Origin of the sequence: Pantoea sp. BJ2 (assembly GCF_040255075.1) — a bacterium.
GTDB lineage: Bacteria > Pseudomonadota > Gammaproteobacteria > Enterobacterales > Enterobacteriaceae > Pantoea > Pantoea leporis.
Genome location: NZ_CP158292.1, coordinates 255401 through 279823, shown reverse-complemented (window position 1 = coordinate 279823; position 24423 = coordinate 255401). Strand labels below are relative to the sequence as shown.

Sequence of the window (24423 nt, the reverse complement as noted above, 5' to 3'; positions counted from 1 at the left end):
AGCCGGGCACAAACAGCGTTAAGGCGCATTTTGCCAGCGCAGAAAGGCCGGGCGTCCGGAGGCGACAGCATCCGCCCAACGCGTCGGTTCCGGCAAACGATAGCCCGCAGTACAGGCTTCCACCCATTGCAATGCGCTATCCATGCTGACGCGATGGCCGGTCGAGATAAACAGCGGATTACAGCGCGCTTTACTGCGCCATACCCAGCCAATCTGTTCGCCTTTGTCGAGCAGCGGCTGACGGCTGCCTGGCTCGGCGTCCAGCTCAGCAAAACGTCCACACAAACGCTTCTTCGCCACGCCAATGGTGGGCACATCCACCAGCGAACCGAAATGCGCCGCCACGCCAAGCCGACGGGGATGGGAAATACCGTGTCCATCCACAAACAGCAGATCGGGCAACTGGGAGAGCTGCTGCCAGGCTTCCAGCAGCGCCGGCATTTCGCGGAAGGATAAGAAGCCCGGAATATAGGGCATGGTGGTGGCCACGCGCGCAATGCGGTGTTCCACCAGCTTTAAGGATGGATACTCGAGGATGATCAGAGCCGCGCGCGTGATCTCGCCGCCCTGTTCAAATCCCACGTCGGCACCACCAATAAAGCGTGGCGGCAGCACATCGAAATCATCCTGCCGCACCACATCAGCAGCGCGCTGTAACTGTTCCTGGCGTAGTGCGGCTAAATCCATCATCAGCCCTGATGATACGGACGTGACAGACGATGCACCGCTTCAACAAACGCACCAGCATGCTCAGGCGGCACATCAGGATGGATGCCGTGGCCCAGGTTAAACACGTGACCTTCGCCAGTGCCAAAACCTTCAAGAATCCCGGCGACTTCCTGCTCGATGCGTGCAGGCGGTGCATACAGCATGGAAGGATCCATGTTGCCCTGCAGCGCCACTTTATCACCCACACGACGACGCGCATCGGCGATATCGGTGGTCCAGTCAAGTCCCAGCGCATCGCAGCCGGTCGCCGCTATCGCTTCCAGCCATTGGCCGCCACCTTTAGTGAACAGCGTAATAGGAACGCGGCGACCTTCATTCTCGTGCAGCACGCTATCGACGATTTTATGCATGTAATAGAGCGAGAATTCGCGATAGTCGCGTCCGGTCAGCACGCCGCCCCATGTGTCGAACACCATGATCGACTGCGCGCCAGCTTTGATCTGCGCATTGAGATAAAGAATCACGCTGTCTGCCAGCTTATCCAGCAGCTTGTGCAGGGTTTGCGGCTCGGCGTACATCATCTTTTTAATTTTGGTGAAGGCTTTGCTGCTGCCGCCTTCAACCATGTAGGTTGCCAGCGTCCACGGACTGCCGGAGAAACCGATCAGCGGCACTTCGCCTTTCAGGTTGTGACGAATGGTACGCACCGCGTTCATCACATAACCGAGCTCTTGCTCTGGATCCGGCACCGGCAGCTTGTCGACATCCGCACGGCAGGTGATCGGATTGGAGAAACGCGGGCCTTCGCCGGTCTCAAAGTAGAGCCCAAGTCCCATCGCATCCGGAATGGTGAGGATATCGCTGAAGAGAATTGCCGCATCCAGCGCATAGCGACGCAGCGGTTGCAGCGTGACTTCACACGCCAGCTCAGCATTCTTACACAGCGACATAAAATCACCGGCTTCAGCGCGCGTGGCTTTGTACTCCGGCAAATAACGCCCGGCTTGTCGCATCATCCATACCGGTGTGACATCTACCGGCTGACGTAACAGGGCGCGCAGATAACGATCGTTCTTCAGTTCACTCATAATGGGCTCTCTCATGCTAAGGCCGGCAGTGTAGCATTTTCACGCCGCGCTGGCGCGACACAGGGCAACGGTATCTTCAATCAGGCGACGCGCCACCGTGCCGGGCGGCGGCAACAGCGGCAGATCGTCGTAGCGATACCAGCCGGCATCCAGCAGCTCTTTGCCGTCGTGTTGCAGATCGCCGCCGTCATATTCCGCCATATACGCCATCATCAGAGAGTGCGGGAACGGCCACGGCTGCGAGGTAACGTAACGCACGTTTTTCACCCGCACGTTGCTCTCCTCCATCACTTCCCGCGCCACCGCTTGTTCTAAGGTTTCGCCCACTTCGACAAAGCCCGCCAGCACGGTGTAGATATTGTTACGATGACGCGCATGATTGGCGAGCAGGATCTCATCGCCACGGCGGATAGCCACGATGATGCACGGCGCAATTTGCGGGTAATAACGCTCGCGGCAGTGATTGCACAAGCAGGCAAATTCGCGTTTGCTGATGTGCATCTCATGGCCGCAATAGCCGCACCAGCGATGCGAGCGGTAAAACTCCGCCAGCTGCACGCCACGTCCGGCGATTTGGAACAGGCCGACATCCTCATCAATCAGTTGGCGCACGGAGCCCATGCTGTCCGGACGCGATTCACGTACCAGCCAGACATTCTCGCCCTGCCACTCGCCGATCAAAATCGCGTTGCTGCCGCTGAGGCCAAAATCGCTGGCTAAGCCATGCGGCAATTCGCCCTGCGGCAACCAAAGTTTTTGCTCATGGCTGACAACCCACCATCCAGCGTCTAAGCTTGAGATCTCACGTTGCATCTTAATCGTTGTCCTTAGCGTCAAATCGCACGCTGAAATCCTAATATTAAGTGTGTAATAAACAACTATAACCTACCTGGAGCCCCATATGCTTAACCAGTTAGATAACCTGACAGAGCGTGTAGGCGGCGGAAATGAATTGGTTGATTCATGGCTGCGCGCCCGTCGACAGCTGCTCGTCACTTACTACGAGCTTATTGGCATGAAGCCACAAAAAGATGCGTTATCCACGCTGGATGAACAAGCGCTGGACGCATTTTGTCACAACCTGGTGGATTACCTTTCCACCGGCCATTTCAGCGTGTATGAACACATCATTAGTGAGATGCAGGGTGATAGCCCCTTATTCGTCGCTGCGCAGATTTACCCGGCACTGGAGGCGAATACCGATCGCATCATGCAGCTCTACGACAGCCATCTGCAGCAAGCGATTAACGATGATAATTGCGTGGATTTTCAAACCGCGCTCTCCGAAGTCGGCGAGGTGCTGGAATCGCGCTTCACGCTGGAAGATAAGCTGGTGCAACTCGCCTGGGACAACCAGCTGGCGCTTCCGCCGGTTGCCAACGATAGCGCCATTGCCCGCCCGGCTTAACATCCTTAAGTTGTAAAAAACTTGTTATTCCAGAAAAGCCCTCTTATGCTGAATGGGCTTTTTTATTGCCTCTTCAAAACATCAAGAGGCAAATTTTGCGGTTTAAGCGTAGCGTGCGCAGCCAGTTTGCACTCGGACAGCGCGCAGGGACCGGAGCGTACACGTAGTACGTGACGGTCACGAGCACTGCCCAGGTGCAAAATGGCAAGCAAAGTAGCTTAAACCACAAAACACCAACTTGTCGGAGTGCCCTCTGGGGCTGAGACCGTTAATTCGGGATCCGCGGAACCTGATCAGGTTAGTACCTGCGAAGGGAACAAGAGTAGACATTATCAGCACGGTGCATGCTGGCGCCCGGTACCGTACCTGTTACTCCTTCCGAACTCTGGACAAGCAACTTCCAACCTTTACCGGAAACTTGCTATGTCTGCTAAAACTTCTCGTCGTGAACAACGCGCTCAGGCGCAAGAATTTATCGATTCCCTGCAGGGAACCGCTTTCCCCAACTCCAAACGTATCTGGATCACCGGCAGCCGCGCGGATATTCGCGTGCCGATGCGTGAGATACAGCTCAGTCCAACGCATATAGGCGGCAGCAAAGAGAATCCGCACTATGAGCCAAATGAAGCGGTACCGGTTTACGACACCGCCGGGGCTTATGGCGATCCTCAAGCCACCATTAATGTGCATCAGGGACTCGACAGGCTGCGTGCCAATTGGATCGAAGAACGTGACGACAGCGAAACCATCCACCAGCTGAGTTCCCGTTACACGCAGCAGCGTCTGGCGGATGAAGGCCTGGACCATCTGCGTTTTGAGCAGCTGCCGCAACCGCGCCGTGCCAAAGCGGGTCGCCGGGTTACCCAACTGCACTATGCGCGTCAGGGCATCATCACGCCGGAGATGGAGTTTATCGCGCTGCGTGAAAACATGGGCCGCGAGCGTATTCGCGGTGAAGTGCTGTTACAGCAGCATCCGGGTCACAGCTTTGGTGCCAATCTGCCAGAAAATATCACCGCGGAATTTGTCCGTCAGGAGGTCGCCAATGGGCGCGCCATCATCCCTTCGAACATCAATCATCCCGAATCCGAACCGATGATTATCGGCCGCAACTTCCTGGTGAAAGTGAATGCCAACATTGGCAACTCTGCGGTGAGCTCATCTATTGAAGAGGAAGTGGAGAAGCTGGTGTGGTCAACGCGCTGGGGCGCAGACACTGTGATGGATCTCTCAACCGGCCGCTACATCCATGAAACGCGTGAGTGGATTTTGCGCAACAGTCCGGTGCCGATTGGTACGGTGCCGATTTATCAGGCGCTGGAGAAAGTGAACGGCATTGCAGAAGATCTCAACTGGGAGATTTTCCGCGACACGCTGCTGGAGCAGGCGGAACAAGGCGTTGACTACTTCACCATTCACGCTGGCGTGCTGCTGCGCTATGTGCCGATGACGGCCAAACGCCTGACCGGCATTGTGTCGCGCGGTGGCTCGATTATGGCGAAATGGTGCCTGTCGCATCACACCGAAAATTTCCTCTATCTGCACTTCCGCGAGATTTGTGAAATTTGTGCCGCCTATGATGTGGCGCTGTCACTGGGCGACGGCCTGCGTCCCGGCTCGATTCAGGATGCCAACGATGAGGCGCAATTTGCCGAACTGCATACGCTGGGCGAACTGACCAAAATCGCCTGGGAATACGATGTGCAGGTGATGATTGAAGGTCCGGGCCATGTGCCCATGCAGATGATTCGACGCAATATGACCGAACAGCTTGAGCATTGTCACGAAGCCCCGTTTTACACGCTTGGCCCGCTTACCACCGATATCGCGCCCGGCTACGACCATTTCACCTCCGGCATCGGCGCGGCCATGATTGGTTGGTTCGGCTGCGCCATGCTGTGTTACGTGACGCCGAAAGAGCACCTCGGTTTGCCGAACAAAGAGGATGTGAAGCAAGGGCTGATCACCTACAAGATCGCTGCGCACGCGGCGGATCTGGCAAAAGGTCATCCCGGTGCGCAGATCCGTGACAATGCGATGTCGAAAGCGCGTTTTGAATTCCGCTGGGAAGATCAGTTCAATCTGGCGCTCGATCCGCACACCGCACGCGCCTATCACGATGAAACCCTGCCACAGGAATCGGGAAAAGTGGCGCACTTCTGTTCGATGTGCGGCCCGAAATTCTGCTCAATGAAAATTACCCAGGAAGTGCGTGAGTTTGCCGCCCGCCAACAGGCTGAAGCCCAGCCGATTGAGATGGGTATGGCGCAAATGTCGGACGCCTTCCGCAATCGTGGCGGCGAGATCTATCACGCTGCCGATACCCTTAAAGAGGAAAATGTATGACCGACGCCTTTCCTGCCACAGCCTCAAAGCTGGGGCTGTATCCGGTTGTTGATAGCGTGGAATGGATCGCACGCTTGCTGGAAGCCGGTGTGCGCACCATACAGCTGCGCATCAAAGATTGTGAAGATCACGAGGTGGAAGATGCGGTGCGCGAGGCGATTGCACTCGGCAAACAGTATCGCGCTCGCCTGTTTATCAATGATTACTGGCGCTTAGCCATTAAATATCACGCTTATGGCGTGCACCTCGGCCAGGAAGATATCGATGTAGCCGATCTGGCGGCCATTCGCGAGGCGGGATTGCGCCTGGGTTTATCGACGCATGACGATGCCGAGTTAGATCGGGCTCTGGCGCTGCGCCCTTCTTACATTGCGCTTGGCCACATCTATCCTACGCAAACCAAAGATATGCCTTCTGCGCCGCAAGGCGTGGTGGAATTGAAACGCCACCTGGCGCGTTTGCAGAATGTGCCAACCGTGGCGATTGGCGGTATTTCTCTGGCGCGCGTGCCGGAAGTGCTGGCTACCGGCGTGGGCAGCATTGCGGTGGTGAGCGCGATTACCCAGGCCGCCGACTGGCGCGCAGCAACACAGCAGTTACTGTCACTGGTGGAAAATGGAATCGAACCCGCAGAAGCAGTGTAATGCGCGGTAAGTAAGGATGAAACGCTGGAATCTGCCGCGCAGCAGCGTGATGTAGGGGCTGGCGTCATTTCCTGACAAGACTAAAGTGTGCCTGCCCGCTGTCGCTTGCAGCGGGCCAGGGCTGGTCTCAACCTCTCCCAGCCCTGCCTTTCTTCACGTGATCAGGGAGGAGGTATGCACGAATTCATGACTACAAGCCAGCATGGCACGTTCTACCGCTGCGCCGAGTTGAGCTATCGCCTGCTCTGTGTGCTCATTCATTGGCAAACCATAATTCAGGCGCAAGCAGTTGCGATACTTACCCGAGGCCGAAAACAGCGAGCCTACGGCAACCTGCATGTTCAGCTCACGCAATTCGGTATTGAGCCTGACCGCGTCAAATGCCTCTGGCAATTCAATCCACATCAGGAAACTGCCCTGCGGACGCGACACACAAATCCCACACGGAAAGTAGTGGCGTACCCAGCAGCTAAAGGTTTCATAATTGCGTTGATATACCTGACGCATGCGCCGCAAATGCGGCAGATAATGACCAAGACGAATAAACTCGGCGACCGCATGTTGCGGCTGTGTGGCCGTCGATCCGGTGCTGATATATTTCATATGCAGCACGCGATCGCGATAGCGTCCCGGCGCCACCCAACCGACACGCAGCCCCGGCGCCAGCGTCTTGGAGAAGGAACTGCACAGCAATACCCGTCCATCGTGATCCAACGACTTAAGGGTAACCGGACGCGGATACTCCCACGCCAGCTCGCCGTACACATCGTCTTCAATAATCGCGGCATCGAAACGCTGTGCCAGCGTCACCAGCGCACGTTTGCGAGATTCCGGCATGATAAAGCCCAGCGGATTATTGCAGTTTGGCACCACCACAACCGCTTTAATCGGCCACTGTTCGAACGCAAGTTCCAGCGCTTCCAGGCTGATGCCTGTAACCGAATCGGTAGGAATCTCAATGGCGCGAATGCCGAAGCCGCGCAGAGTTTGCATGGTGCCGTGGAAAGTCGGCGACTCCACCGCAATGATGTCACCAGCCTGACATATCGCACGAATCGAGATCGACAACGCTTCATGGCAGCCGGTGGTGATCACGATATCGTCTGCCGTGAGCTGACAACCACTGTCGATCGTCAGACGCGCAACCTGTTCGCGCAGGGCCGCTACACCCAGCAAACTGTCATAGTTGAGCTGATCGATATCCTGCTTCTGCGCCATACGGCTTTGAATTTTCCACAGCGGTTTCAACGTGGGCTGGGTCAGATCGGGCATACCGCTGCCGAGTTGCAACACATCGTTATTAGTTCGGCTGCTGAGCAACTCCAGCACCGATTCCCACTGCGTGATTTCCACCGGACGCTGTGCAGGTCGGGTGATGGCCGGCATCGGCGGCGTCGCTTTGCGTGTTGCAACGAAATATCCGGAACGTGGCTGCGGCACAATCAGCTGTTTCTCTTCCAGCAGATGATATGCCTGCTGAACGGTGCTGATACTCACGCCGTGTTCAAGACTCAGCGTGCGCACCGACGGCAAGCGCTCGCCGCTGCGGTACAGCCCTTGCTCTATACGATCCGAAAGCAAACATGCTAAATGTTGGTAGCGCGTCATCGTATGCCTCACTCAGCCATCAATCATAATAAACCAGTACAGATAGACCTCATTATTACCATTCAGATCCACTTCAAGGCAATCTGTATGTTAAAGATAAGTGTTTTTTGCGTCTGTATCATAATGCGAAGGAATCAGACAATGCTTCTCAGGCAACCTACTGAGGGCAAGGATTATGGAATTCGATCAAAACCGCGCGGCTAAACCTTTTGACGTCACTTTACTGGATATCTTCCGCGGCGCAGTGCGTATGGTTAAACACTGGAAAGCACGGCGTGAAACTCACCGCATCCTGTCAAAACTGAGTGATAACCAGCTGCGTGATATCGGACTGACACGCGAAGATGTCTGCCGCAAGTTCTGACAAAATGAAGACGAAAAAAAACCCTGCCGAAGCAGGGTTTTTTATTGGTCAGCTTTAGCAGACGAATTACTCGTCGTCGCTTCCGCCCAGACCGGCGTTCAGCAATTCTGCCAGGCTTGCAGAGGCTTCATCCGCAGTAACCTGCGGTGCAACCGGTGCTTCGCCCGCAGAGCGGCGACGCATACGATCCTGGTGATAAGCATAACCGGTACCGGCTGGGATCAGACGACCCACGATGACGTTCTCTTTCAGGCCGCGCAGTTCATCACGCTTACCTGCAACTGCTGCTTCGGTCAGGACACGCGTGGTCTCCTGGAACGATGCTGCAGAGATGAACGATTCGGTTGCCAGTGACGCTTTGGTGATACCCAGCAGATCGCGCATGAATGTTGCGCCGATTTTGCCATTCGCTTCAAGTTCACGGTTAGAGATCTTGATGCGTGAGTATTCAGCCTGCTCACCTTCCAGGAAGTCGGTGCTTCCCACGCTCGAGATGGTTGCTTTACGCAGCATCTGACGAACGATGACTTCGATGTGTTTATCGTTAATCTTAACGCCTTGCAGACGGTAAACTTCCTGCACTTCGTTAGTGATGTAACGGGTCACAGCATGGACGCCACGCAGACGCAGGATGTCGTGCGGAGACTCTGGGCCGTCAGATACGACGTCACCACGTTCTACGCGCTCACCTTCGAATACGTTAAGCTGACGCCATTTTGGAATCATCTCTTCGTACGGATCGCTACCATCAACCGGCGTAATCACCAGACGACGCTTACCTTTGGTCTCTTTACCGAAGGAGATGATACCGCTGATCTCCGCCAGGATTGCTGGCTCTTTCGGACGACGCGCTTCGAACAAGTCAGCAACGCGCGGCAGACCACCGGTAATATCCTTGGTACCGCCAGACTCCTGCGGAACACGCGACAGCGTGTCACCGGCACTGATCTTAACGCCATCTTCCAGCTGAACAATTGCTTTGCCCGGCAGGAAGTACTGTGCTGGCATGTCGGTACCTGGAATCAAAACATCATTTCCGTTGGCATCAACAATTTTCAGCGCAGGACGCAGATCTTTACCACCCGCAGTACGTTCTGCAGAATCCAGAACCACCAGCGATGACAGACCGGTTAAGTCGTCAGTCTGACGCGTAATGGTCTGACCGTCGATCATGTCAGTGAAGCGAATGAAACCGCCCACTTCGGTGATGACCGGCATGGTATGCGGATCCCAGTTTGCTACGGTTTCGCCCGCGGCAACCTGCTCGCCATCACCTTTAGCCATGACCGCACCGTAAGGTACTTTATAGCTCTCTTTGGTACGACCGAACTCGTCGATCATCTTCAGCTCAACGTTACGTGAAACGATAACCAGTTTCCCTGAGGAGTTGGTTACAGACTTCGCGTTGGTCAGCTTGATAGTACCTTTGTTCTTCACCTGGATGCTGGATTCAGCAGCCGCACGAGATGCCGCACCACCGATGTGGAACGTACGCATCGTCAGCTGTGTACCCGGCTCACCGATGGACTGTGCTGCGATAACACCGATGGCCTCACCTTTGTTGATGATGTGACCACGTGCCAGATCGCGACCGTAGCAGTGTGCACACACACCGAAGTCGGTTTCACAGCCAACAACCGAGCGCACTTTAATCGCATCGACTGAATTCAGTTCGATCACATCACACCAGTGTTCATCGATCAGGGTGTTACGCGGGATCAGGATGTCCGCAGTGCCTGGCTTCAGAACGTCTTCAGCCGTTACACGACCCAGTACACGCTCACGCAGCGGCTCTTTAACGTCGCCACCTTCGATGACTGGAGTCATCATGATGCCTTCGAACGTGCCGCAGTCATCTTCGGTAACAACCAGATCCTGCGCTACGTCGACCAGACGACGCGTCAGATAACCGGAGTTAGCAGTTTTCAGTGCGGTATCCGCCAGACCTTTACGCGCACCGTGCGTGGAGATGAAGTACTGGAGTACGTTCAGACCTTCACGGAAGTTCGCGGTGATCGGCGTTTCGATGATTGAGCCATCTGGCTTAGCCATCAGACCACGCATACCGGCCAGCTGACGAATCTGTGCAGCAGAACCACGCGCACCGGAGTCGGCCATCATGTAGATGCTGTTGAACGATACCTGCTGCTCTTCTTCGCCATCACGGTTGATCACGGTTTCAGTTTGCAGGTTATCCATCATCGCTTTGGAAACACGTTCGTTAGCGGCGGCCCAAATATCGATAACTTTGTTGTAACGTTCGCCAGCAGTTACCAGACCAGACTGGAACTGTTCCTGAATCTCAGCAACTTCCGCTTCCGCTTCGGCTACGATTTCCGCTTTCTTCGCTGGGATGACCATGTCGTCGATACCTACAGAGGCACCTGAACGGGCTGCGTAAGCAAAACCGGTGTACATAGTTTGGTCAGCAAAGATAACGGTCGGCTTAAGACCAAGAATGCGGTAACAGGTGTTCAGCATCTTGGAAATGGCTTTCTTACCCAGCGCCTGGTTGACGATGGAGTAAGGCAGGCCTTTCGGAACGATCATCCACAGAATCGCACGACCAATGGTGGTGTCGATAATGCTGGTTTTCGCAACGAACTCTTCCTGTTCGTTCTTGGTGTATTCAGTGATACGCACTTTAACGCGTGCATGCAGCTCGGCCAGGCCAGCGCGATAAACACGCTCAGCTTCTTTCGGGCCAGTCAGCACCATGCCTTCGCCTTTAGCGTTCACTTTGTCGCGGGTCATGTAGTACAGACCCAGAACAACGTCCTGTGAAGGAACGATGATTGGCTCGCCGTTCGCTGGTGACAGAATGTTGTTGGTCGACATCATCAGCGCACGCGCTTCCAGCTGGGCTTCCAGCGTCAGCGGTACGTGAACAGCCATTTGGTCACCATCGAAGTCGGCATTATATGCCGCACAAACCAGCGGATGCAGCTGAATCGCTTTACCTTCGATCAGAACCGGTTCAAACGCCTGGATACCCAAACGGTGCAGAGTTGGTGCACGGTTCAGCAATACCGGGTGTTCGCGGATCACTTCGTCCAGGATATCCCAAACGACAGCTTCTTCGCGCTCAACCATTTTCTTAGCGGCTTTGATGGTGGTGGCCAGGCCACGCAGTTCCAACTTGCCGTAGATGAACGGTTTGAACAGCTCAAGAGCCATTTTCTTCGGCAGACCGCACTGATGCAGACGCAGGTATGGACCAACGGTGATAACTGAACGGCCAGAGTAGTCAACACGTTTACCCAACAGGTTCTGACGGAAACGACCCTGCTTACCTTTGATCATGTCTGCCAGAGATTTCAGCGGACGCTTGTTCGAGCCAGTGATGGCGCGACCGCGACGGCCGTTATCCAGCAGTGCATCAACCGCTTCCTGCAACATACGTTTTTCGTTACGTACGATGATATCTGGCGCAGCCAGATCCAGCAGGCGTTTCAGACGGTTGTTACGGTTGATCACGCGACGATACAGATCGTTCAGATCCGACGTTGCGAAACGACCACCGTCCAGCGGTACCAGCGGGCGCAGATCTGGCGGCAGAACCGGCAGAACGGTCAGGATCATCCACTCTGGCTTGTTACCAGACTGAACGAACGCTTCCAGCAGCTTGATACGCTTGGTCAGCTTTTTACGTTTGGTCTCGGAGTTGGTCTCGTTCAGCTCTTCACGCAGCTGCTCGCACTCTTGCTCCAGATCCATGTTTTTCAGCAGCGCCTGGATCGCTTCCGCACCCATCTTCGCGTCGAATTCGTCACCGAACTCTTCCAGCGCGTCAAGGTACTGCTCTTCGGTCAGAATCTGACGTTTTTCCAGGTTGGTCATGCCGCCTTCGATAACCACATAAGATTCGAAGTACAGCACGCGCTCGATATCACGCAGTGGCATATCCAGCAGTAAGCCGATACGCGAAGGCAGTGATTTCAGGAACCAAATGTGCGCAGTCGGTGAAGCCAACTCAATGTGGCCCATGCGCTCACGACGTACTTTGGTCTGTGTAACTTCAACGCCACACTTCTCACAGATCACGCCGCGATGTTTTAAACGCTTGTACTTACCGCACAGGCATTCGTAGTCTTTTACCGGTCCAAAAATCCGGGCACAGAAAAGACCGTCACGCTCAGGCTTGAAGGTACGGTAGTTAATGGTTTCCGGCTTTTTAACTTCACCAAAAGACCATGAACGGATCATGTCTGGCGAGGCCAGAGCAATTTTGATCGCATCAAACTCTTCGGTCTTAGTTTGCGCTTTCAGAAACTTAAGTAAGTCTTTCACGGATTAGCTCCCGTCGGAGTGGAACTCTCAGGGACGCGCACCCGAAGTGCACGTCCCGTAACCAGTACTTGCGAGTACTTACTCGTCTTCCAGCTCGATGTTGATACCCAGCGAGCGAATCTCTTTCAACAGTACGTTGAAGGATTCCGGCATGCCCGGTTCCATCTGATGGTTACCGTCGACGATGTTTTTATACATCTTCGTACGGCCGTTAACGTCATCAGATTTAACGGTAAGCATTTCCTGCAGGGTATACGCGGCACCGTATGCTTCCAGTGCCCACACTTCCATCTCACCGAAGCGCTGTCCACCGAACTGCGCTTTACCACCCAGCGGCTGCTGAGTAACCAAGCTGTAAGAACCGGTAGAACGTGCGTGCATCTTGTCGTCAACCAGGTGGTTCAGTTTCAGCATGTACATGTAACCTACGGTTACCTGACGCTCAAACTGCTCACCAGTACGGCCGTCGAACAGGGTGATCTGACCGGAAGAAGGCAATCCGCCGAGCTGCAGCAGCTCTTTGATTTCGCTCTCTTTCGCACCGTCAAACACCGGAGTCGCGATTGGCATACCCTTCTTCAGGTTCTCTGCCAGACGCAGTACTTCGTCATCTGTAAAGGTGTTCAGGTCAACTTTCTGACGCACATCAGTGCCCAGATCGTAAGCACGCTGGATGAACTCACGCAGTTTGGAGACTTCTTCCTGCTTCTTCAGCATCGCATTGATTTTTTCACCAATGCCTTTAGCCGCCATACCGAGGTGAGTTTCCAGAATCTGACCGATGTTCATACGCGATGGTACGCCCAGCGGGTTCAGTACGATGTCGACCGGCGTACCGTTCTCATCGTAAGGCATGTCTTCGATAGGGTTGATCTTCGAGATAACACCCTTGTTACCGTGACGACCTGCCATCTTGTCACCAGGCTGAATCTGACGTTTAACGGCCAGATACACCTTAACGATTTTCAGCACGCCTGGTGCCAGATCATCGCCTTGGGTGATCTTGCGACGCTTAGCTTCAAGTTTCTTCTCAAACTCGTGCTTCAGTTCGTCGTACTGCTCAGCCAGCTGCTCCAGAGAGTTCTGCTTCTCTTCGTCAGTCAGGCCCAGCTCCAGCCAGCGCTCACGTGGCAGTTTGTCCAGCTTCTCAGCTTCAACACCACCCGAGATCAGTACGGCCTGGATACGGCCAAATAGGCCAGCTTCGAAGATCTGCAGTTCTTCAGACAGGTCTTTCTTAACCTGCTTCAGCTGCATCTCTTCGATTTCCAGCGCGCGCTTGTCTTTTTCCACGCCATCGCGAGTGAAGACCTGCACGTCAATAACAGTACCGGATACGCCGTTCGGAACGCGCAGTGACGAATCTTTTACGTCAGAGGCTTTTTCACCGAAGATCGCACGCAGCAGTTTCTCTTCTGGCGTCAGCTGGGTTTCACCTTTCGGTGTTACCTTACCAACCAGAATGTCGCCACCGGTCACTTCCGCACCGATATACACAATGCCGGATTCATCCAGTTTAGAAAGCGCAGCTTCACCCACGTTCGGGATATCAGCGGTGATCTCTTCTGGCCCCAGCTTGGTGTCGCGAGACACACATGCCAGTTCCTGGATGTGGATAGTGGTGAAACGGTCTTCCTGAACCACACGCTCGGATACGAGGATGGAGTCTTCGAAGTTGTAACCGTTCCATGGCATGAACGCCACGCGCATATTCTGACCCAGCGCCAGTTCACCGAGGTCGGTAGACGGGCCATCTGCCAGCACGTCGCCACGCTCAATCGGCTCACCCAGATTGACACACGGCATCTGGTTGATGCAGGTGTTCTGGTTAGAACGGGTGTACTTGGTCAGGTTGTAGATGTCGATACCCGCTTCGCCCGGATACATCTCTTCTTCGTTAACTTTGATAACGATACGAGAAGCATCAACGTACTGAACGGTACCACCACGTTTCGCGACGGCAGTTACACCGGAGTCAACCGCTACTGCGCGTTCCATACCGGTACCAACCAGTGGCTTATCAGCACGCAGAGTTGGAACCGCCTGACGTTGCATGTTCGCACCCATCAAGGCGCGGTTAGCATCATCGTGCTCCAGGAACGGAATCAGTGACGCACCGACAGAAACCACCTGTTGGGTGGAAACGTCCATGTAGTCAACCTGATCGCGGCTGAACAGGCTTGACTCACCCTTGCTACGGCAGGTGACGAGATCGTCAACAAAGCTGCCATCTTCTGCGAGGTTGGTGTTTGCCTGAGCGATAACGTAGTTACCCTCTTCAATTGCAGAGAGGTAATGAATTTCATCACTCACTTTCCCGTCAACAACGCGGCGATACGGGGTTTCAAGGAAACCGTATTCATTAGTCTGCGCGTAAACCGAGAGTGAGTTGATCAGACCGATGTTCGGGCCTTCCGGAGTTTCGATAGGACATACACGACCGTAGTGCGTTGGGTGTACGTCACGTACTTCGAAGCCGGCGCGCTCACGGGTCAGACCGCCTGGGCCCAGAGCAGAGATACGACGTTTGTGCGTAATCTCGGACAATGGGTTGTTCTGATCCATAAACTGGGACAGCTGGCTTGAACCGAAGAACTCTTTCACCGCCGCCGAAATCGGCTTAGCGTTGATCATGTCCTGAGGCATCAGCGTATCGAGGTCGCCCAGAGACAGACGCTCTTTAACTGCACGCTCAACACGCACCAGACCCACACGGAACTGGTTTTCTGCCATTTCGCCAACAGAACGAATACGACGGTTACCGAGGTGATCGATATCATCCACTTCACCGATACCGTTACGGATACCGATAAGCTTTTTCATCACTTCGATGATGTCGTCTTTGCTCAGGATACCTGAACCTTCGATCTCATCACGCAGCAGAGAACGGTTGAACTTCATACGTCCAACCGCAGAAAGATCGTAACGATCTTCAGAGAAGAACAGGTTTTCGAACAGGTTTTCAGCAGCTTCACGCGTTGGTGGCTCACCAGGACGCATCATGCGGTAGATCTCAACCAGCGCGCTTAAACGATCGTTGGTTGGGTCAACACGCAGAGTCTCGGAGATGTACGCACCGTGATCAAGGTCGTTGGTGAACAGCGTTTCAATGCGCTTGTGGCCCGACTGGCTCAGTTTCGCCAGCAGATCCAGTGACAATTCCATGTTTGCAGGAACGATCAGCTCGCCGGTGTTCAAATCGACGTAGTCTTTAGCAACCACTTTGCCAGCAATGTATTCAACTGGCACTTCGATGTGCTGAATGTTGTCTTTTTCCAGCTGACGGATGTGGCGCGCAGTGATGCGACGACCTTTCTCAACGTAAACCGTGCCGTTTGCTTCGATATCGAAGGAGGCGGTTTCACCACGCAGGCGCTCAGGCACCAGTTCCATCTGCAGTTTGTTATCGCGGATTTCATAAACGACTTTATCAAAGAACAGATCAAGGATTTGTTCTGAGGTGAAGTTTAACGCGCGCAGAATGATACTGGCCGGCAGCTTACGACGACGGTCAATACGGACGAAGAGGTTGTCTTTCGGGTCAAACTCGAAATCGAGCCATGAACCGCGGTAAGGGATGATACGTGCGTTATACAGCACTTTACCGGAAGAGTGCGTTTTACCCTTATCGCTGTCGAAGAACACGCCAGGACTACGGTGCAGCTGAGAAACGATAACACGCTCAGTACCATTGATAACAAAGGTACCATTGTCCGTCATGAGTGGAATCTCACCCATGTAGACTTCTTGTTCTTTAATGTCTTTTACGGTGCCTTCCGGCGCTTCGCGCTCGTAGATCACCAGACGCAGTTTCACGCGCAGCGGTGCCGAATAGGTCACGCCACGGATCTGACATTCAGTTACGTCAAAGACAGGCTCACCCAAACGGTAGCTGACATACTGCAACTCAGAGTTGCCGCTGTAGCTTGAGATTGGGAATACGGAGCGGAAGGCTGCTTCCAGACCGTACTGGCCTTCTGGATCTTGCTCGATGAACTTCTGGAACGAGTCAAGCTGGATAGAAAGGAGATAAGGTATGTCCAAAACTTGTGGACGTTTACCAAAATCCTTACGAATACGTTTTTTCTCGGTATAGGAGTAAACCATGGGGTTCCTCAGCTAGCTGACATGTCGAACCACGCTGTCCGTCCTGAAAAGGACAGTTCATGCAACACTATTTTTTGTTTTTCATGCGATGCGCAGCACCCCATGCAATACATCTTTCTATCACTCTTAAATCATTTCATCGCCGTTGTTCAGGCAGGGAACCTTCGCAGGAGAGCGATATATTAAGGCGTCGATAGAAAAAGATATTGAAGAGGAATGATGGACAAACAGTGCGAAACGCCATCATTCCCCTGTAGCGCAAAAAGGCTGGTGACCTAAACAGTCACCAGCCATCAGCCTAATGTTACTCAGGCTGCAACCCGAAGGTTGTCTTACTTAACTTCAACTTCAGCGCCAGCTTCTTTCAGAGCAGCTTCAAGAGCGGCTGCGTCATCTTTGCTGATGCCTTCTTTGATAGTACCGGTAGCTTCAACCAGGTCTTTAGCTTCTTTCAAGCCCAGGCCAGTTGCAGTACGTACTGCTTTGATTACTGCGACTTTGTTAGCGCCAACAGCTTTCAGAATTACGTCGAATTCAGTTTTCTCTTCAACAGCTTCAGCTGGGCCAGCAGCAACAGCTACAGCGGCAGCAGCAGAAACGCCGAATTTTTCTTCCATAGCAGAAACCAGCTCAACTACTTCCATTACGGACATAGCGGCAACAGCTTCCAGAATTTGGTCTTTAGTGATAGACATATCGATTGTTCCTAAAAATCAGAAAAAGTTTATACGGTAGCAAGCACGAAGGAAAAGAATTTGGCCTTAAGCCGCTTCTTTTGCATCGCGCACAGCAGCCAGAGTACGGACCAGTTTGCCAGCAGCGGCTTCTTTCATGGTCGACATCAGACGTGCCAGTGCTTCTTCGTAAGTCGGCAGAGTTGCCAGACGGTCAATATTGGCCGCCGTGATCAGCTCACCTTCAAAGGCTGCAGCTTTGACCTCAAATTTTGCATTCGCTTTAGCGAAATCTTTGAACAAACGAGCAGCAGCGCCCGGGTGTTCCAAAGAGTATGCAATCAGGGTCGGACCAACAAACGTGTCTTTCAGGCACTCGAAAGGAGTACCTTCAACGACGCGGCGCAGCAGGGTGTTACGAACAACACGCATGTAAACGCCAGCTTCACGACCTGCTTTACGCAGTTCGGTCATTTTATCAACGGTCACGCCACGGGAATCCGCAACAACCGCTGAAAGCGCGCCTTTGGCTACTTCGCTAACTTCAGCAACAATCGCTTGTTTGCCTTGAAGATTTAATGCCATTAGCTTTTGCTCCTGGATTGACCGGGAATAATTTCCCGGAACTCACTTCACTTATTCACCCGAAGGCGATAAGCGCTATTACACGGTGAGCAGAATCCAGCGAAGAAATAATTCTTTTTGGTTCTGTCACCGTCTACGCAGGGTATTAAGCAAGATATCCGAAAATATTCTGCTCCTGCGGTCTCGGACGGAGGCCAGGATAAGGCCTGGCTCCAACCTAAGCGACTGAACAACCAAGTATTTAGACTTTGTCACTCACTCGCTTTGAATCTGGGTTCTGAATTGTGCAAACAACCAGAACAACGGGCGTAAGATTCTAGATGAATTTTTCGCCCGTTACAAGCAGCAATTAGTTTGCTGATGCACTCAGACCAGTCTGGTCAACGGCAACGCCGGCGCCCATGGTGGTAGAGATGCTGACTTTCTTGATGTACACGCCTTTCGCCTGTGATGGTTTAGCTTTTTTCAGCGCAACCAGCAAAGATTCCAGGTTTTCTTTCAATTTGTCAGTGTCAAAATCCACTTTACCGATGGTGGTGTGGATGATGCCGTTTTTGTCGTTACGATAACGAACCTGACCTGCTTTAGCATTTTTAACTGCTTCAGCAACGTTCGGCGTTACAGTACCAACTTTCGGGTTTGGCATCAGACCGCGTGGGCCCAGAACCTGGCCCAACTGGCCAACAACGCGCATTGCATCTGGAGATGCGATTACAACGTCAAAGTTCATTTCGCCTTTTTTGATCTGCTCAGCCAGGTCTTCCATACCAACCAGTTCTGCGCCAGCTGCTTTAGCAGCTTCAGCGTTTGCACCTTGGGTGAAGACGGCAACACGTACTGAACGACCAGTACCGTGTGGCAGAACGGTCGCACCGCGCACGTTCTGATCAGATTTACGTGCATCGATGCCGAGGTTAACGGCAACGTCAACGCTTTCTACGAACTTGGCAGTAGCCAGTTCTTTCAGCAGAGCAACAGCTTCGTTAATGTCGTACTGCTTAGTAGCATCAACTTTGTCACGGATTACGCTCATGCGCTTGGTCAGCTTAGCCATTTCTTAATCCTCTACTACCAGGCCCATGGAACGAGCAGTACCTTCGATAGAGCGAGTCATCGCTTCTACGTCAGAACCAGTCATGTCCGCAGCTTTAGTTTCTGCGATTTCACGTACCTGAGCACGGGAAACTTTACCGACTTTGTCTTTGTTCGGCTTACCAGAACCAGACTTGATGCCCGCTGCTTTTTTCAGCAGTACGGCAGCCGGAGGCGTTTTGGTAACGAAGGTGAAAGAACGGTCACTGTATACGGTGATAACAACAGGAGTAGGCAGGCCTTTCTCCAGGGATTCAGTCTTAGCGTTGAACGCTTTGCAGAATTCCATAATGTTAACACCCTGCTGACCCAGTGCTGGACCAACAGGTGGGCTTGGGTTAGCCATACCAGCTGCAACTTGCAACTTAACGTAGGCTTGTACTTTCTTGGCCATGATAATTCCTCAATTGGGTTATAACGCCTGAAAAACAGGCTCCCCGTGATAACGATTTATATGCCGTTGCGGGCACATAAAAACAAAAGGCGCGAAATTATAGGTAAATTTCGCGCCTTCCGCAAGAGCTAAAAAGTGAACAGAAGGGTTAACCTTTCTCCACCTGAGCGAAGTCGAGTTCCACTGGCGTTGCACGGCCAAAGATGGAAACGGACACTTTCAGGCGGCTCTTCTCGTAGTCCACTTCTTCGACCACTCCGTTGAAGTCGGCAAACGGGCCGTCGCTGACGCGTACCATCTCGCCTGGCTCGAACAGCGTTTTTGGACGCGGCTTATCACCCACCTGCTGCAGGCGGTTCATAATCGCATCAACTTCTTTATCACTGATTGGCGCAGGACGGTCGGAAGTACCACCGATAAAGCCCATTACACGCGGTACACTGCGTACTAAGTGCCAGCTGGCGTCATTCATTACCATCTGAACCAATACGTAGCCAGGGAAGAATTTACGTTCGCTTTTGCGGCGCTGGCCGCCACGGATTTCGACGACTTCTTCAGTCGGCACCATGACTTCGCCAAAAAGCTCTTCCATGTTGTGCAGTTTGATATGCTCGTGCAGCGATTTCGCTACGCGGGCTTCAAAACCGGAGAACGCCTGAACGACGTACCAGCGTTTTTTTGGAGCTTCAGACATCTCAGAACCTCAGGCCAGTGATAAACGATACCAGACGGACCAGAATACCATCCAGCCCCCACAAAATCAGTGACATCACGGCAGTTACCGCGGCAACGATTAACGTGGTGTGCAGTGTTTCCTGGCGAGTCGGCCAAATGACCTTACGCATTTCGGTTTTAGCTTCACGGGCAAATGCCACAGTCGCTTTGCCTTTGATTGTCAGCAAAGCAATGCCGCCCGCTGCAGCGATCAGCACAACCACAGCCAGCGCGCGCAGAGGCAATGTTACATCGCGATAGATATAGTTGCCGACGATTGCTACCAGGAGCAATGCGATCACAACTACCCATTTCATCGCTTCAAGGCCGCGCCCGCTTCCTTGAGCTTCGGTATTCGCACTCATAAACCAACCTGCCACAATAATTCAGAAACTATACTGCCCCGCAGTGCGAGGCATCCAAACCGAATGAGCTTTTGAGCGTAACTCGGTATCCAACGCCGTGAAACAGAGCCTGTCTCAGCAATGATTATGATGCAAAATCACTGATGAGCCAGGTTCTATACAACAGCGTGCAAAAAGGGCATCAAATGATGCCCTTTCCTTGTGCATTGCGTCAAATCTTATCGCAGTTAAGCGATAATTTCAGCAACAACACCCGCACCAACAGTACGGCCGCCTTCACGGATTGCGAAACGCAGACCCTGATCCATAGCGATTGGCTTGATCAAAGTTACGGTCATTTTTACGTTGTCGCCTGGCATTACCATTTCAACGCCTTCTGGCAGTTGAACGTCACCGGTCACGTCAGTAGTACGGAAGTAGAACTGAGGACGGTAGCCTTTGAAGAACGGAGTATGACGGCCGCCTTCATCTTTAGACAGAACGTAAACTTCTGAAGTGAACTGGGTATGTGGCTTGATAGAACCCGGCTTAGCCAGAACCTGGCCACGCTCGATGTCTTCACGCTTGATACCACGCAGCAGAACACCACAGTTCTCGCCTGCCTGACCCTGGTCCAGCAGTTTGCGGAACATTTCAACGCCAGTACAGGTTGATTTCACAGTGTCTTTAAGGCCAACAACTTCAACTTCGTCGCCCACTTTAACGATACCGCGCTCAACACGACCGGTAACAACGGTACCACGGCCAGAGATTGAGAATACGTCTTCGATTGGCAGCAGGAACGGCTTGTCGATTGCACGTACTGGCTCTGGGATATAGGTATCCAGGTGCTCAGCCAGCTCAATGATCTTAGCTTCCCACTCAGCGTCGCCTTCCAGCGCTTTCAGAGCAGAACCACGTACGATTGGAGTGTCGTCGCCTGGGAAGTCATATGCTGACAGCAGGTCACGTACTTCCATTTCAACCAGTTCCAGCAGCTCTTCATCATCAACCATGTCGCACTTGTTCAGGAACACGATGATGTAAGGAACGCCAACCTGACGACCCAGCAGGATGTGCTCACGGGTCTGTGGCATTGGGCCATCAGTCGCAGCAACAACCAGGATCGCGCCGTCCATCTGCGCAGCACCGGTGATCATGTTTTTCACATAGTCGGCGTGGCCTGGGCAGTCAACGTGCGCATAGTGGCGAGACGGGGTTTCGTATTCAACGTGAGAAGTGTTGATGGTGATACCACGTGCTTTCTCTTCTGGCGCTTTATCGATCTCATCGAATTTGCTTGCCTTACCGCCGTAGGTTTTAGCCAGTACGGTAGTAATTGCTGCAGTCAGGGTGGTTTTACCGTGGTCGACGTGACCGATGGTACCCACGTTTACGTGCAGTTTGTTACGCTGAAATTGCTCTTTAGCCATCGCTAGTCCCTCTAAGACACGGATATATCGAAGATATCGTCATATCAACCAGGCATTGCCTGACTGTTTGGTTTACAGAGAGAGAATCAGGAGAGAGATAAAGGAAGTGGTGCTGATACCCAGAGTCGAACTGGGGACCTCACCCTTACCAAGGGTGCGCTCTACCAACTGAGCCATATCAGCACATCTGGAGCGGGCAGCGGGAATCGAACCCGCATCATCAGCTTGGAAGGCTGAGGTAATAGCCATTATACGATGCCCGCATCCTGGAACTCGGCTACCTGTTCTTTCTGTAGCTTATGAATAATAAAAGAAGACCTTCTATTATTCGAGCCGGTCAGAGTTGCTGACCAACTTTGATTGCGCTAATGCGCAATCTGAAATTCGAAGGTGAGAGATGAAGAACTCACCCATCAGATAAAGACTTTATCTGACGCCCAACCAGGAGGTTGAGATGGTGGTGGGAGAAGGATTCGAACCTTCGAAGTCTGTGACGGCAGATTTACAGTCTGCTCCCTTTGGCCGCTCGGGAATCCCACCTACTTGATGGTGCCGGCTACCGGAATCGAACTGGTGACCTACTGATTACAAGTCAGTTGCTCTACCAACTGAGCTAAGCCGGCATCAAGTGGAGCGCATTCTAGGAATACCCGAAGAAGGATGCAACAAAAAAATCGTCAAAATTGTTCTATCGCTTACTATTTGTGCAAATCATCTCAAATCAGCCATCAGCTGCAGTAAAACCACCCTAAACCTGTGCATTTTTACACCACCACATCGATTGATTGCTATGAACCGCCATCATTTTCAATGCACATATTTGAAGCACACTGCCTTTCTGCTGTGCAAATTGTAGAAAATTTTTTGTGAAACTACCCGCTACACTCGTTTTTTCTGCTGGCCTGCATTTTGCTTATCTATTTAATCGGGTCATTAAATGGAGGATGTCGCATGAATATTGTTCAGCTCACTGCAGAAACATTACCCCTTTATCGTCAGGCTTTGGCTGCCCTGATGGTTGAAGCGGTAAAAAACAATATGACTTCGGCATTTCAACATTCGCAAAAGATGCAACAGTATCAGAATGCGGAGCGCTATTTTCATAGCTTACGCAACAAAATGGCACGCCATGAGTTGCTGCTATGGATTGCCGTCATCGACTCGGTTGTGGTGGGAAGCGTGCAGCTCAATATTTGTCAGCGTCCAGATGGACAAAATCGCGCGGAAGTTTTACAGCTGCTTGTGCATTCAAATGCTCAGCGAGAAGGGATTGGACGCAGATTAATGCAGACGCTTGAGCACAAGGCAGAAAGCTATCAGCGTGGTCTGCTTTATTTGGATGTCATTGCAGGTTCTGCAGAAGAAATTTTTTATCGGGCACATGGCTACCGCTATTTAGGGGAATTGCCCGACTATGCATTATGCGCGGATGGGCATCCTCATCCCGGCGCGATTTACTATAAACGTCTGCGTACCAGCCCAGCAGAAAATGTAGCGACAAGCTACTGACCGACAAGAAAAATGCGGGCACGCTTGCGAAAGCGTGCTCCTGTTTATCATTTTACTTCTTTTTAAAGTCACACTGGTGTTACCCTCCTGCCCATTGTTCTCGTTAATTACCCCTGTGACGTGCAATTGAGTTTGATACATCTTCGTATGCCTAATGCAGCAAGGTGTTGATGAATCAGAATTTGCACTCAGATGCATGCTTATGAGTAAAAAAACGACACCTCTTACTACGCCTTATTTGCAGTTCAATCGCCAGCAATGGGCAGCACTACGCGATTCAGTACCAATGACGTTGGCTGAAGGAGAAATTGAGCGACTGCGTGGTATCAATGAAGATCTTTCATTAGAAGAAGTGGCCGAGATTTATCTGCCGCTATCGCGTCTGCTTAATTTTTACATCAGTTCTAATCTGCGTCGTCAGGCGGTGCTTGAGCAATTCCTTGGCACTAATGGGCAGAAAATCCCTTATATCATCAGTATTGCCGGCAGCGTTGCGGTAGGAAAAAGCACAACTGCTCGTGTGCTTCAGGCGCTTCTTAGCCGCTGGCCAGAACACCGCAAAGTAGAATTGATCACTACTGATGGTTTTTTGCATCCTAATGCCGTGCTTAAAGAACGCGGTTTGATGAAGAAAAAAGGGTTCCCGCAATCTTACGATATGCATCGCCTGGTTAACTTCGTATCTGATTTAAAATCGGGTGCTAGCCAGGTGACAGCGCCGGTTTATTCACATCTGATTTATGATGTCATTCCGGATGGCGATAAAGTCGTACAACAGCCTGATATTCTTATTCTTGAAGGATTGAATGTGCTGCAAAGCGGTATGGACTATCCTCACGATCCTCATCATGTATTTGTGTCTGATTTCGTGGATTTTTCAATTTACGTCGATGCATCAGAGTCCTTACTCGAGAGCTGGTATGTAAATCGCTTTTTGAAATTTCGTGAGGGAGCGTTTAGCGATCCGGACTCTTATTTCCATCACTATTCGCAATTACCTGAAGAGGATGCACTCAATATTGCGCATGGGCTATGGAAAGAGATTAACTGGCTTAATTTAAAGGAAAATATCCTGCCTACACGTGAACGAGCAAGTCTTATTATGACGAAGTCGGCTGATCATGCGGTGCAAAGTGTACGTTTGAGGAAATAGT

At 52.4% G+C, this 24423-nt stretch carries 19 protein-coding genes, 4 tRNA genes and 1 riboswitch; of the genes, 6 read left to right on the top strand and 17 right to left on the bottom strand.

The annotated features are described in order from the left end of the window. Positions 1 to 18: 18 nt before the first annotated feature. The 3 genes from nfi to nudC are packed head-to-tail and all read right to left on the bottom strand — an operon-like array spanning position 19 to position 2570. On the bottom strand, positions 19 to 687 hold the full coding sequence (nfi, locus tag AAF463_RS01235) for a deoxyribonuclease V (protein ID WP_271461504.1): 669 nt from the start codon (positions 685 to 687) through the stop codon (positions 19 to 21). Between the two features lie 2 nt (positions 688 to 689). Then, positions 690 to 1757: a uroporphyrinogen decarboxylase gene (gene hemE / locus AAF463_RS01230; RefSeq protein ID WP_137384933.1), complete on the bottom strand. Its 1068-nt coding sequence runs from the start codon at positions 1755 to 1757 to the stop codon at positions 690 to 692. Between the two features lie 39 nt (positions 1758 to 1796). Beyond that, positions 1797 to 2570 (bottom strand): NAD(+) diphosphatase, encoded by a 774-nt coding sequence (gene nudC, locus AAF463_RS01225; RefSeq protein ID WP_110868440.1) that lies wholly within the window; start codon positions 2568 to 2570, stop codon positions 1797 to 1799. 88 nt (positions 2571 to 2658) lie between these two features. Between nudC and rsd the strand changes: the two genes are divergently transcribed. The 3 genes from rsd (at position 2659) to thiE (ending at position 6155) form a co-directional block, all read left to right on the top strand. Next, the gene (gene rsd, locus AAF463_RS01220) at positions 2659 to 3165 is read left to right on the top strand and encodes a sigma D regulator (RefSeq protein ID WP_101763024.1); all 507 of its coding nucleotides are present in this window, start codon (positions 2659 to 2661) and stop codon (positions 3163 to 3165) included. Positions 3166 to 3397: 232 nt separating this feature from the next. Next, a riboswitch (TPP riboswitch) is annotated at positions 3398 to 3498 on the top strand. A 90-nt stretch (positions 3499 to 3588) separates the two neighbouring features. Next, positions 3589 to 5511 carry a phosphomethylpyrimidine synthase ThiC gene (gene thiC / locus AAF463_RS01215; RefSeq protein ID WP_192237054.1) on the top strand — a complete coding sequence of 641 codons (1923 nt, stop codon included), beginning with the start codon at positions 3589 to 3591 and terminating at the stop codon, positions 5509 to 5511. Beyond that, positions 5508 to 6155, top strand: coding sequence for a thiamine phosphate synthase (gene thiE, locus AAF463_RS01210; protein WP_350261402.1), 648 nt, complete (start codon positions 5508 to 5510; stop codon positions 6153 to 6155). Before thiC ends, thiE begins: the two co-directional genes overlap by 4 nt. A gap of 153 nt (positions 6156 to 6308) precedes the next feature. On the opposite strand, the gene AAF463_RS01205 is transcribed toward thiE, so the two are convergent. Further along, positions 6309 to 7763, bottom strand: a complete 1455-nt coding sequence (locus AAF463_RS01205; protein ID WP_350261401.1) for a PLP-dependent aminotransferase family protein — start codon at positions 7761 to 7763, stop codon at positions 6309 to 6311. A gap of 175 nt (positions 7764 to 7938) precedes the next feature. Between AAF463_RS01205 and AAF463_RS01200 the strand changes: the two genes are divergently transcribed. After that, positions 7939 to 8127 (top strand): DUF1127 domain-containing protein, encoded by a 189-nt coding sequence (locus AAF463_RS01200; protein WP_008108404.1) that lies wholly within the window; start codon positions 7939 to 7941, stop codon positions 8125 to 8127. Between the two features lie 66 nt (positions 8128 to 8193). On the opposite strand, the gene rpoC is transcribed toward AAF463_RS01200, so the two are convergent. From rpoC to AAF463_RS01135, 13 genes are all read right to left on the bottom strand, one after another. Then, a complete protein-coding gene (rpoC, locus tag AAF463_RS01195) occupies positions 8194 to 12417 on the bottom strand; it encodes a DNA-directed RNA polymerase subunit beta' (protein WP_101763019.1) in 4224 nt (1407 codons plus the stop codon). A 78-nt stretch (positions 12418 to 12495) separates the two neighbouring features. Further along, positions 12496 to 16524, bottom strand: coding sequence for a DNA-directed RNA polymerase subunit beta (gene rpoB, locus AAF463_RS01190; protein ID WP_008108400.1), 4029 nt, complete (start codon positions 16522 to 16524; stop codon positions 12496 to 12498). Between the two features lie 332 nt (positions 16525 to 16856). Then, the gene (gene rplL / locus AAF463_RS01185; protein ID WP_101763017.1) at positions 16857 to 17219 is read right to left on the bottom strand and encodes a 50S ribosomal protein L7/L12; all 363 of its coding nucleotides are present in this window, start codon (positions 17217 to 17219) and stop codon (positions 16857 to 16859) included. 66 nt (positions 17220 to 17285) lie between these two features. Next, positions 17286 to 17783: a 50S ribosomal protein L10 gene (rplJ, locus tag AAF463_RS01180; protein WP_007886294.1), complete on the bottom strand. Its 498-nt coding sequence runs from the start codon at positions 17781 to 17783 to the stop codon at positions 17286 to 17288. A 349-nt stretch (positions 17784 to 18132) separates the two neighbouring features. Continuing rightward, positions 18133 to 18837, bottom strand: coding sequence for a 50S ribosomal protein L1 (gene rplA, locus AAF463_RS01175; RefSeq protein ID WP_350261400.1), 705 nt, complete (start codon positions 18835 to 18837; stop codon positions 18133 to 18135). A gap of 3 nt (positions 18838 to 18840) precedes the next feature. Next, positions 18841 to 19269 carry a 50S ribosomal protein L11 gene (rplK, locus tag AAF463_RS01170; RefSeq protein ID WP_007886298.1) on the bottom strand — a complete coding sequence of 143 codons (429 nt, stop codon included), beginning with the start codon at positions 19267 to 19269 and terminating at the stop codon, positions 18841 to 18843. Between the two features lie 148 nt (positions 19270 to 19417). Further along, positions 19418 to 19963: a transcription termination/antitermination protein NusG gene (nusG, locus tag AAF463_RS01165; protein WP_007886300.1), complete on the bottom strand. Its 546-nt coding sequence runs from the start codon at positions 19961 to 19963 to the stop codon at positions 19418 to 19420. Between the two features lies 1 nt (position 19964). Continuing rightward, positions 19965 to 20348 (bottom strand): preprotein translocase subunit SecE, encoded by a 384-nt coding sequence (gene secE, locus AAF463_RS01160; RefSeq protein WP_064741592.1) that lies wholly within the window; start codon positions 20346 to 20348, stop codon positions 19965 to 19967. Positions 20349 to 20575: 227 nt separating this feature from the next. Next, the gene (tuf, locus tag AAF463_RS01155; RefSeq protein ID WP_110867595.1) at positions 20576 to 21760 is read right to left on the bottom strand and encodes an elongation factor Tu; all 1185 of its coding nucleotides are present in this window, start codon (positions 21758 to 21760) and stop codon (positions 20576 to 20578) included. A 107-nt stretch (positions 21761 to 21867) separates the two neighbouring features. Next, a tRNA-Thr gene (locus AAF463_RS01150) sits at positions 21868 to 21943 on the bottom strand. A gap of 5 nt (positions 21944 to 21948) precedes the next feature. Next, positions 21949 to 22023: transfer RNA gene (locus tag AAF463_RS01145), tRNA-Gly, on the bottom strand. A gap of 192 nt (positions 22024 to 22215) precedes the next feature. Continuing rightward, positions 22216 to 22300: transfer RNA gene (locus AAF463_RS01140), tRNA-Tyr, on the bottom strand. 7 nt (positions 22301 to 22307) lie between these two features. Next, positions 22308 to 22383 (bottom strand) — tRNA-Thr (locus AAF463_RS01135). A gap of 328 nt (positions 22384 to 22711) precedes the next feature. On the opposite strand from AAF463_RS01135, the gene AAF463_RS01130 reads away from it, so the two are divergent. Continuing rightward, positions 22712 to 23269 carry a GNAT family N-acetyltransferase gene (locus AAF463_RS01130; protein ID WP_110868434.1) on the top strand — a complete coding sequence of 186 codons (558 nt, stop codon included), beginning with the start codon at positions 22712 to 22714 and terminating at the stop codon, positions 23267 to 23269. Between the two features lie 202 nt (positions 23270 to 23471). Next, the gene (coaA, locus tag AAF463_RS01125) at positions 23472 to 24422 is read left to right on the top strand and encodes a type I pantothenate kinase (protein ID WP_350261399.1); all 951 of its coding nucleotides are present in this window, start codon (positions 23472 to 23474) and stop codon (positions 24420 to 24422) included. Position 24423: the final 1 nt, after the last annotated feature.

Excerpts from the sequence above, each read along its gene's own strand:
- rplA (WP_350261400.1), bottom strand. The coding sequence starts at position 18,837 with ATGGCTAAGCTGACCAAGCGCATGAGCGTAATCCGTGACAAAGTTGAT.
- rplJ (WP_007886294.1), bottom strand. The coding sequence starts at position 17,783 with ATGGCATTAAATCTTCAAGGCAAACAAGCGATTGTTGCTGAAGTTAGC.
- thiE (WP_350261402.1), top strand. The coding sequence starts at position 5,508 with ATGACCGACGCCTTTCCTGCCACAGCCTCAAAGCTGGGGCTGTATCCG.
- nfi (WP_271461504.1), bottom strand. The coding sequence starts at position 687 with ATGGATTTAGCCGCACTACGCCAGGAACAGTTACAGCGCGCTGCTGAT.
- nusG (WP_007886300.1), bottom strand. The coding sequence starts at position 19,963 with ATGTCTGAAGCTCCAAAAAAACGCTGGTACGTCGTTCAGGCGTTCTCC.
- thiC (WP_192237054.1), top strand. The coding sequence starts at position 3,589 with ATGTCTGCTAAAACTTCTCGTCGTGAACAACGCGCTCAGGCGCAAGAA.
- coaA (WP_350261399.1), top strand. The coding sequence starts at position 23,472 with ATGAGTAAAAAAACGACACCTCTTACTACGCCTTATTTGCAGTTCAAT.
- AAF463_RS01130 (WP_110868434.1), top strand. The coding sequence starts at position 22,712 with ATGAATATTGTTCAGCTCACTGCAGAAACATTACCCCTTTATCGTCAG.
- AAF463_RS01200 (WP_008108404.1), top strand. The coding sequence starts at position 7,939 with ATGGAATTCGATCAAAACCGCGCGGCTAAACCTTTTGACGTCACTTTA.
- rplL (WP_101763017.1), bottom strand. The coding sequence starts at position 17,219 with ATGTCTATCACTAAAGACCAAATTCTGGAAGCTGTTGCCGCTATGTCC.
- nudC (WP_110868440.1), bottom strand. The coding sequence starts at position 2,570 with ATGCAACGTGAGATCTCAAGCTTAGACGCTGGATGGTGGGTTGTCAGC.
- rpoB (WP_008108400.1), bottom strand. The coding sequence starts at position 16,524 with ATGGTTTACTCCTATACCGAGAAAAAACGTATTCGTAAGGATTTTGGT.
- secE (WP_064741592.1), bottom strand. The coding sequence starts at position 20,348 with ATGAGTGCGAATACCGAAGCTCAAGGAAGCGGGCGCGGCCTTGAAGCG.
- tuf (WP_110867595.1), bottom strand. The coding sequence starts at position 21,760 with ATGGCTAAAGAGCAATTTCAGCGTAACAAACTGCACGTAAACGTGGGT.
- hemE (WP_137384933.1), bottom strand. The coding sequence starts at position 1,757 with ATGAGTGAACTGAAGAACGATCGTTATCTGCGCGCCCTGTTACGTCAG.
- rplK (WP_007886298.1), bottom strand. The coding sequence starts at position 19,269 with ATGGCCAAGAAAGTACAAGCCTACGTTAAGTTGCAAGTTGCAGCTGGT.
- AAF463_RS01205 (WP_350261401.1), bottom strand. The coding sequence starts at position 7,763 with ATGACGCGCTACCAACATTTAGCATGTTTGCTTTCGGATCGTATAGAG.
- rsd (WP_101763024.1), top strand. The coding sequence starts at position 2,659 with ATGCTTAACCAGTTAGATAACCTGACAGAGCGTGTAGGCGGCGGAAAT.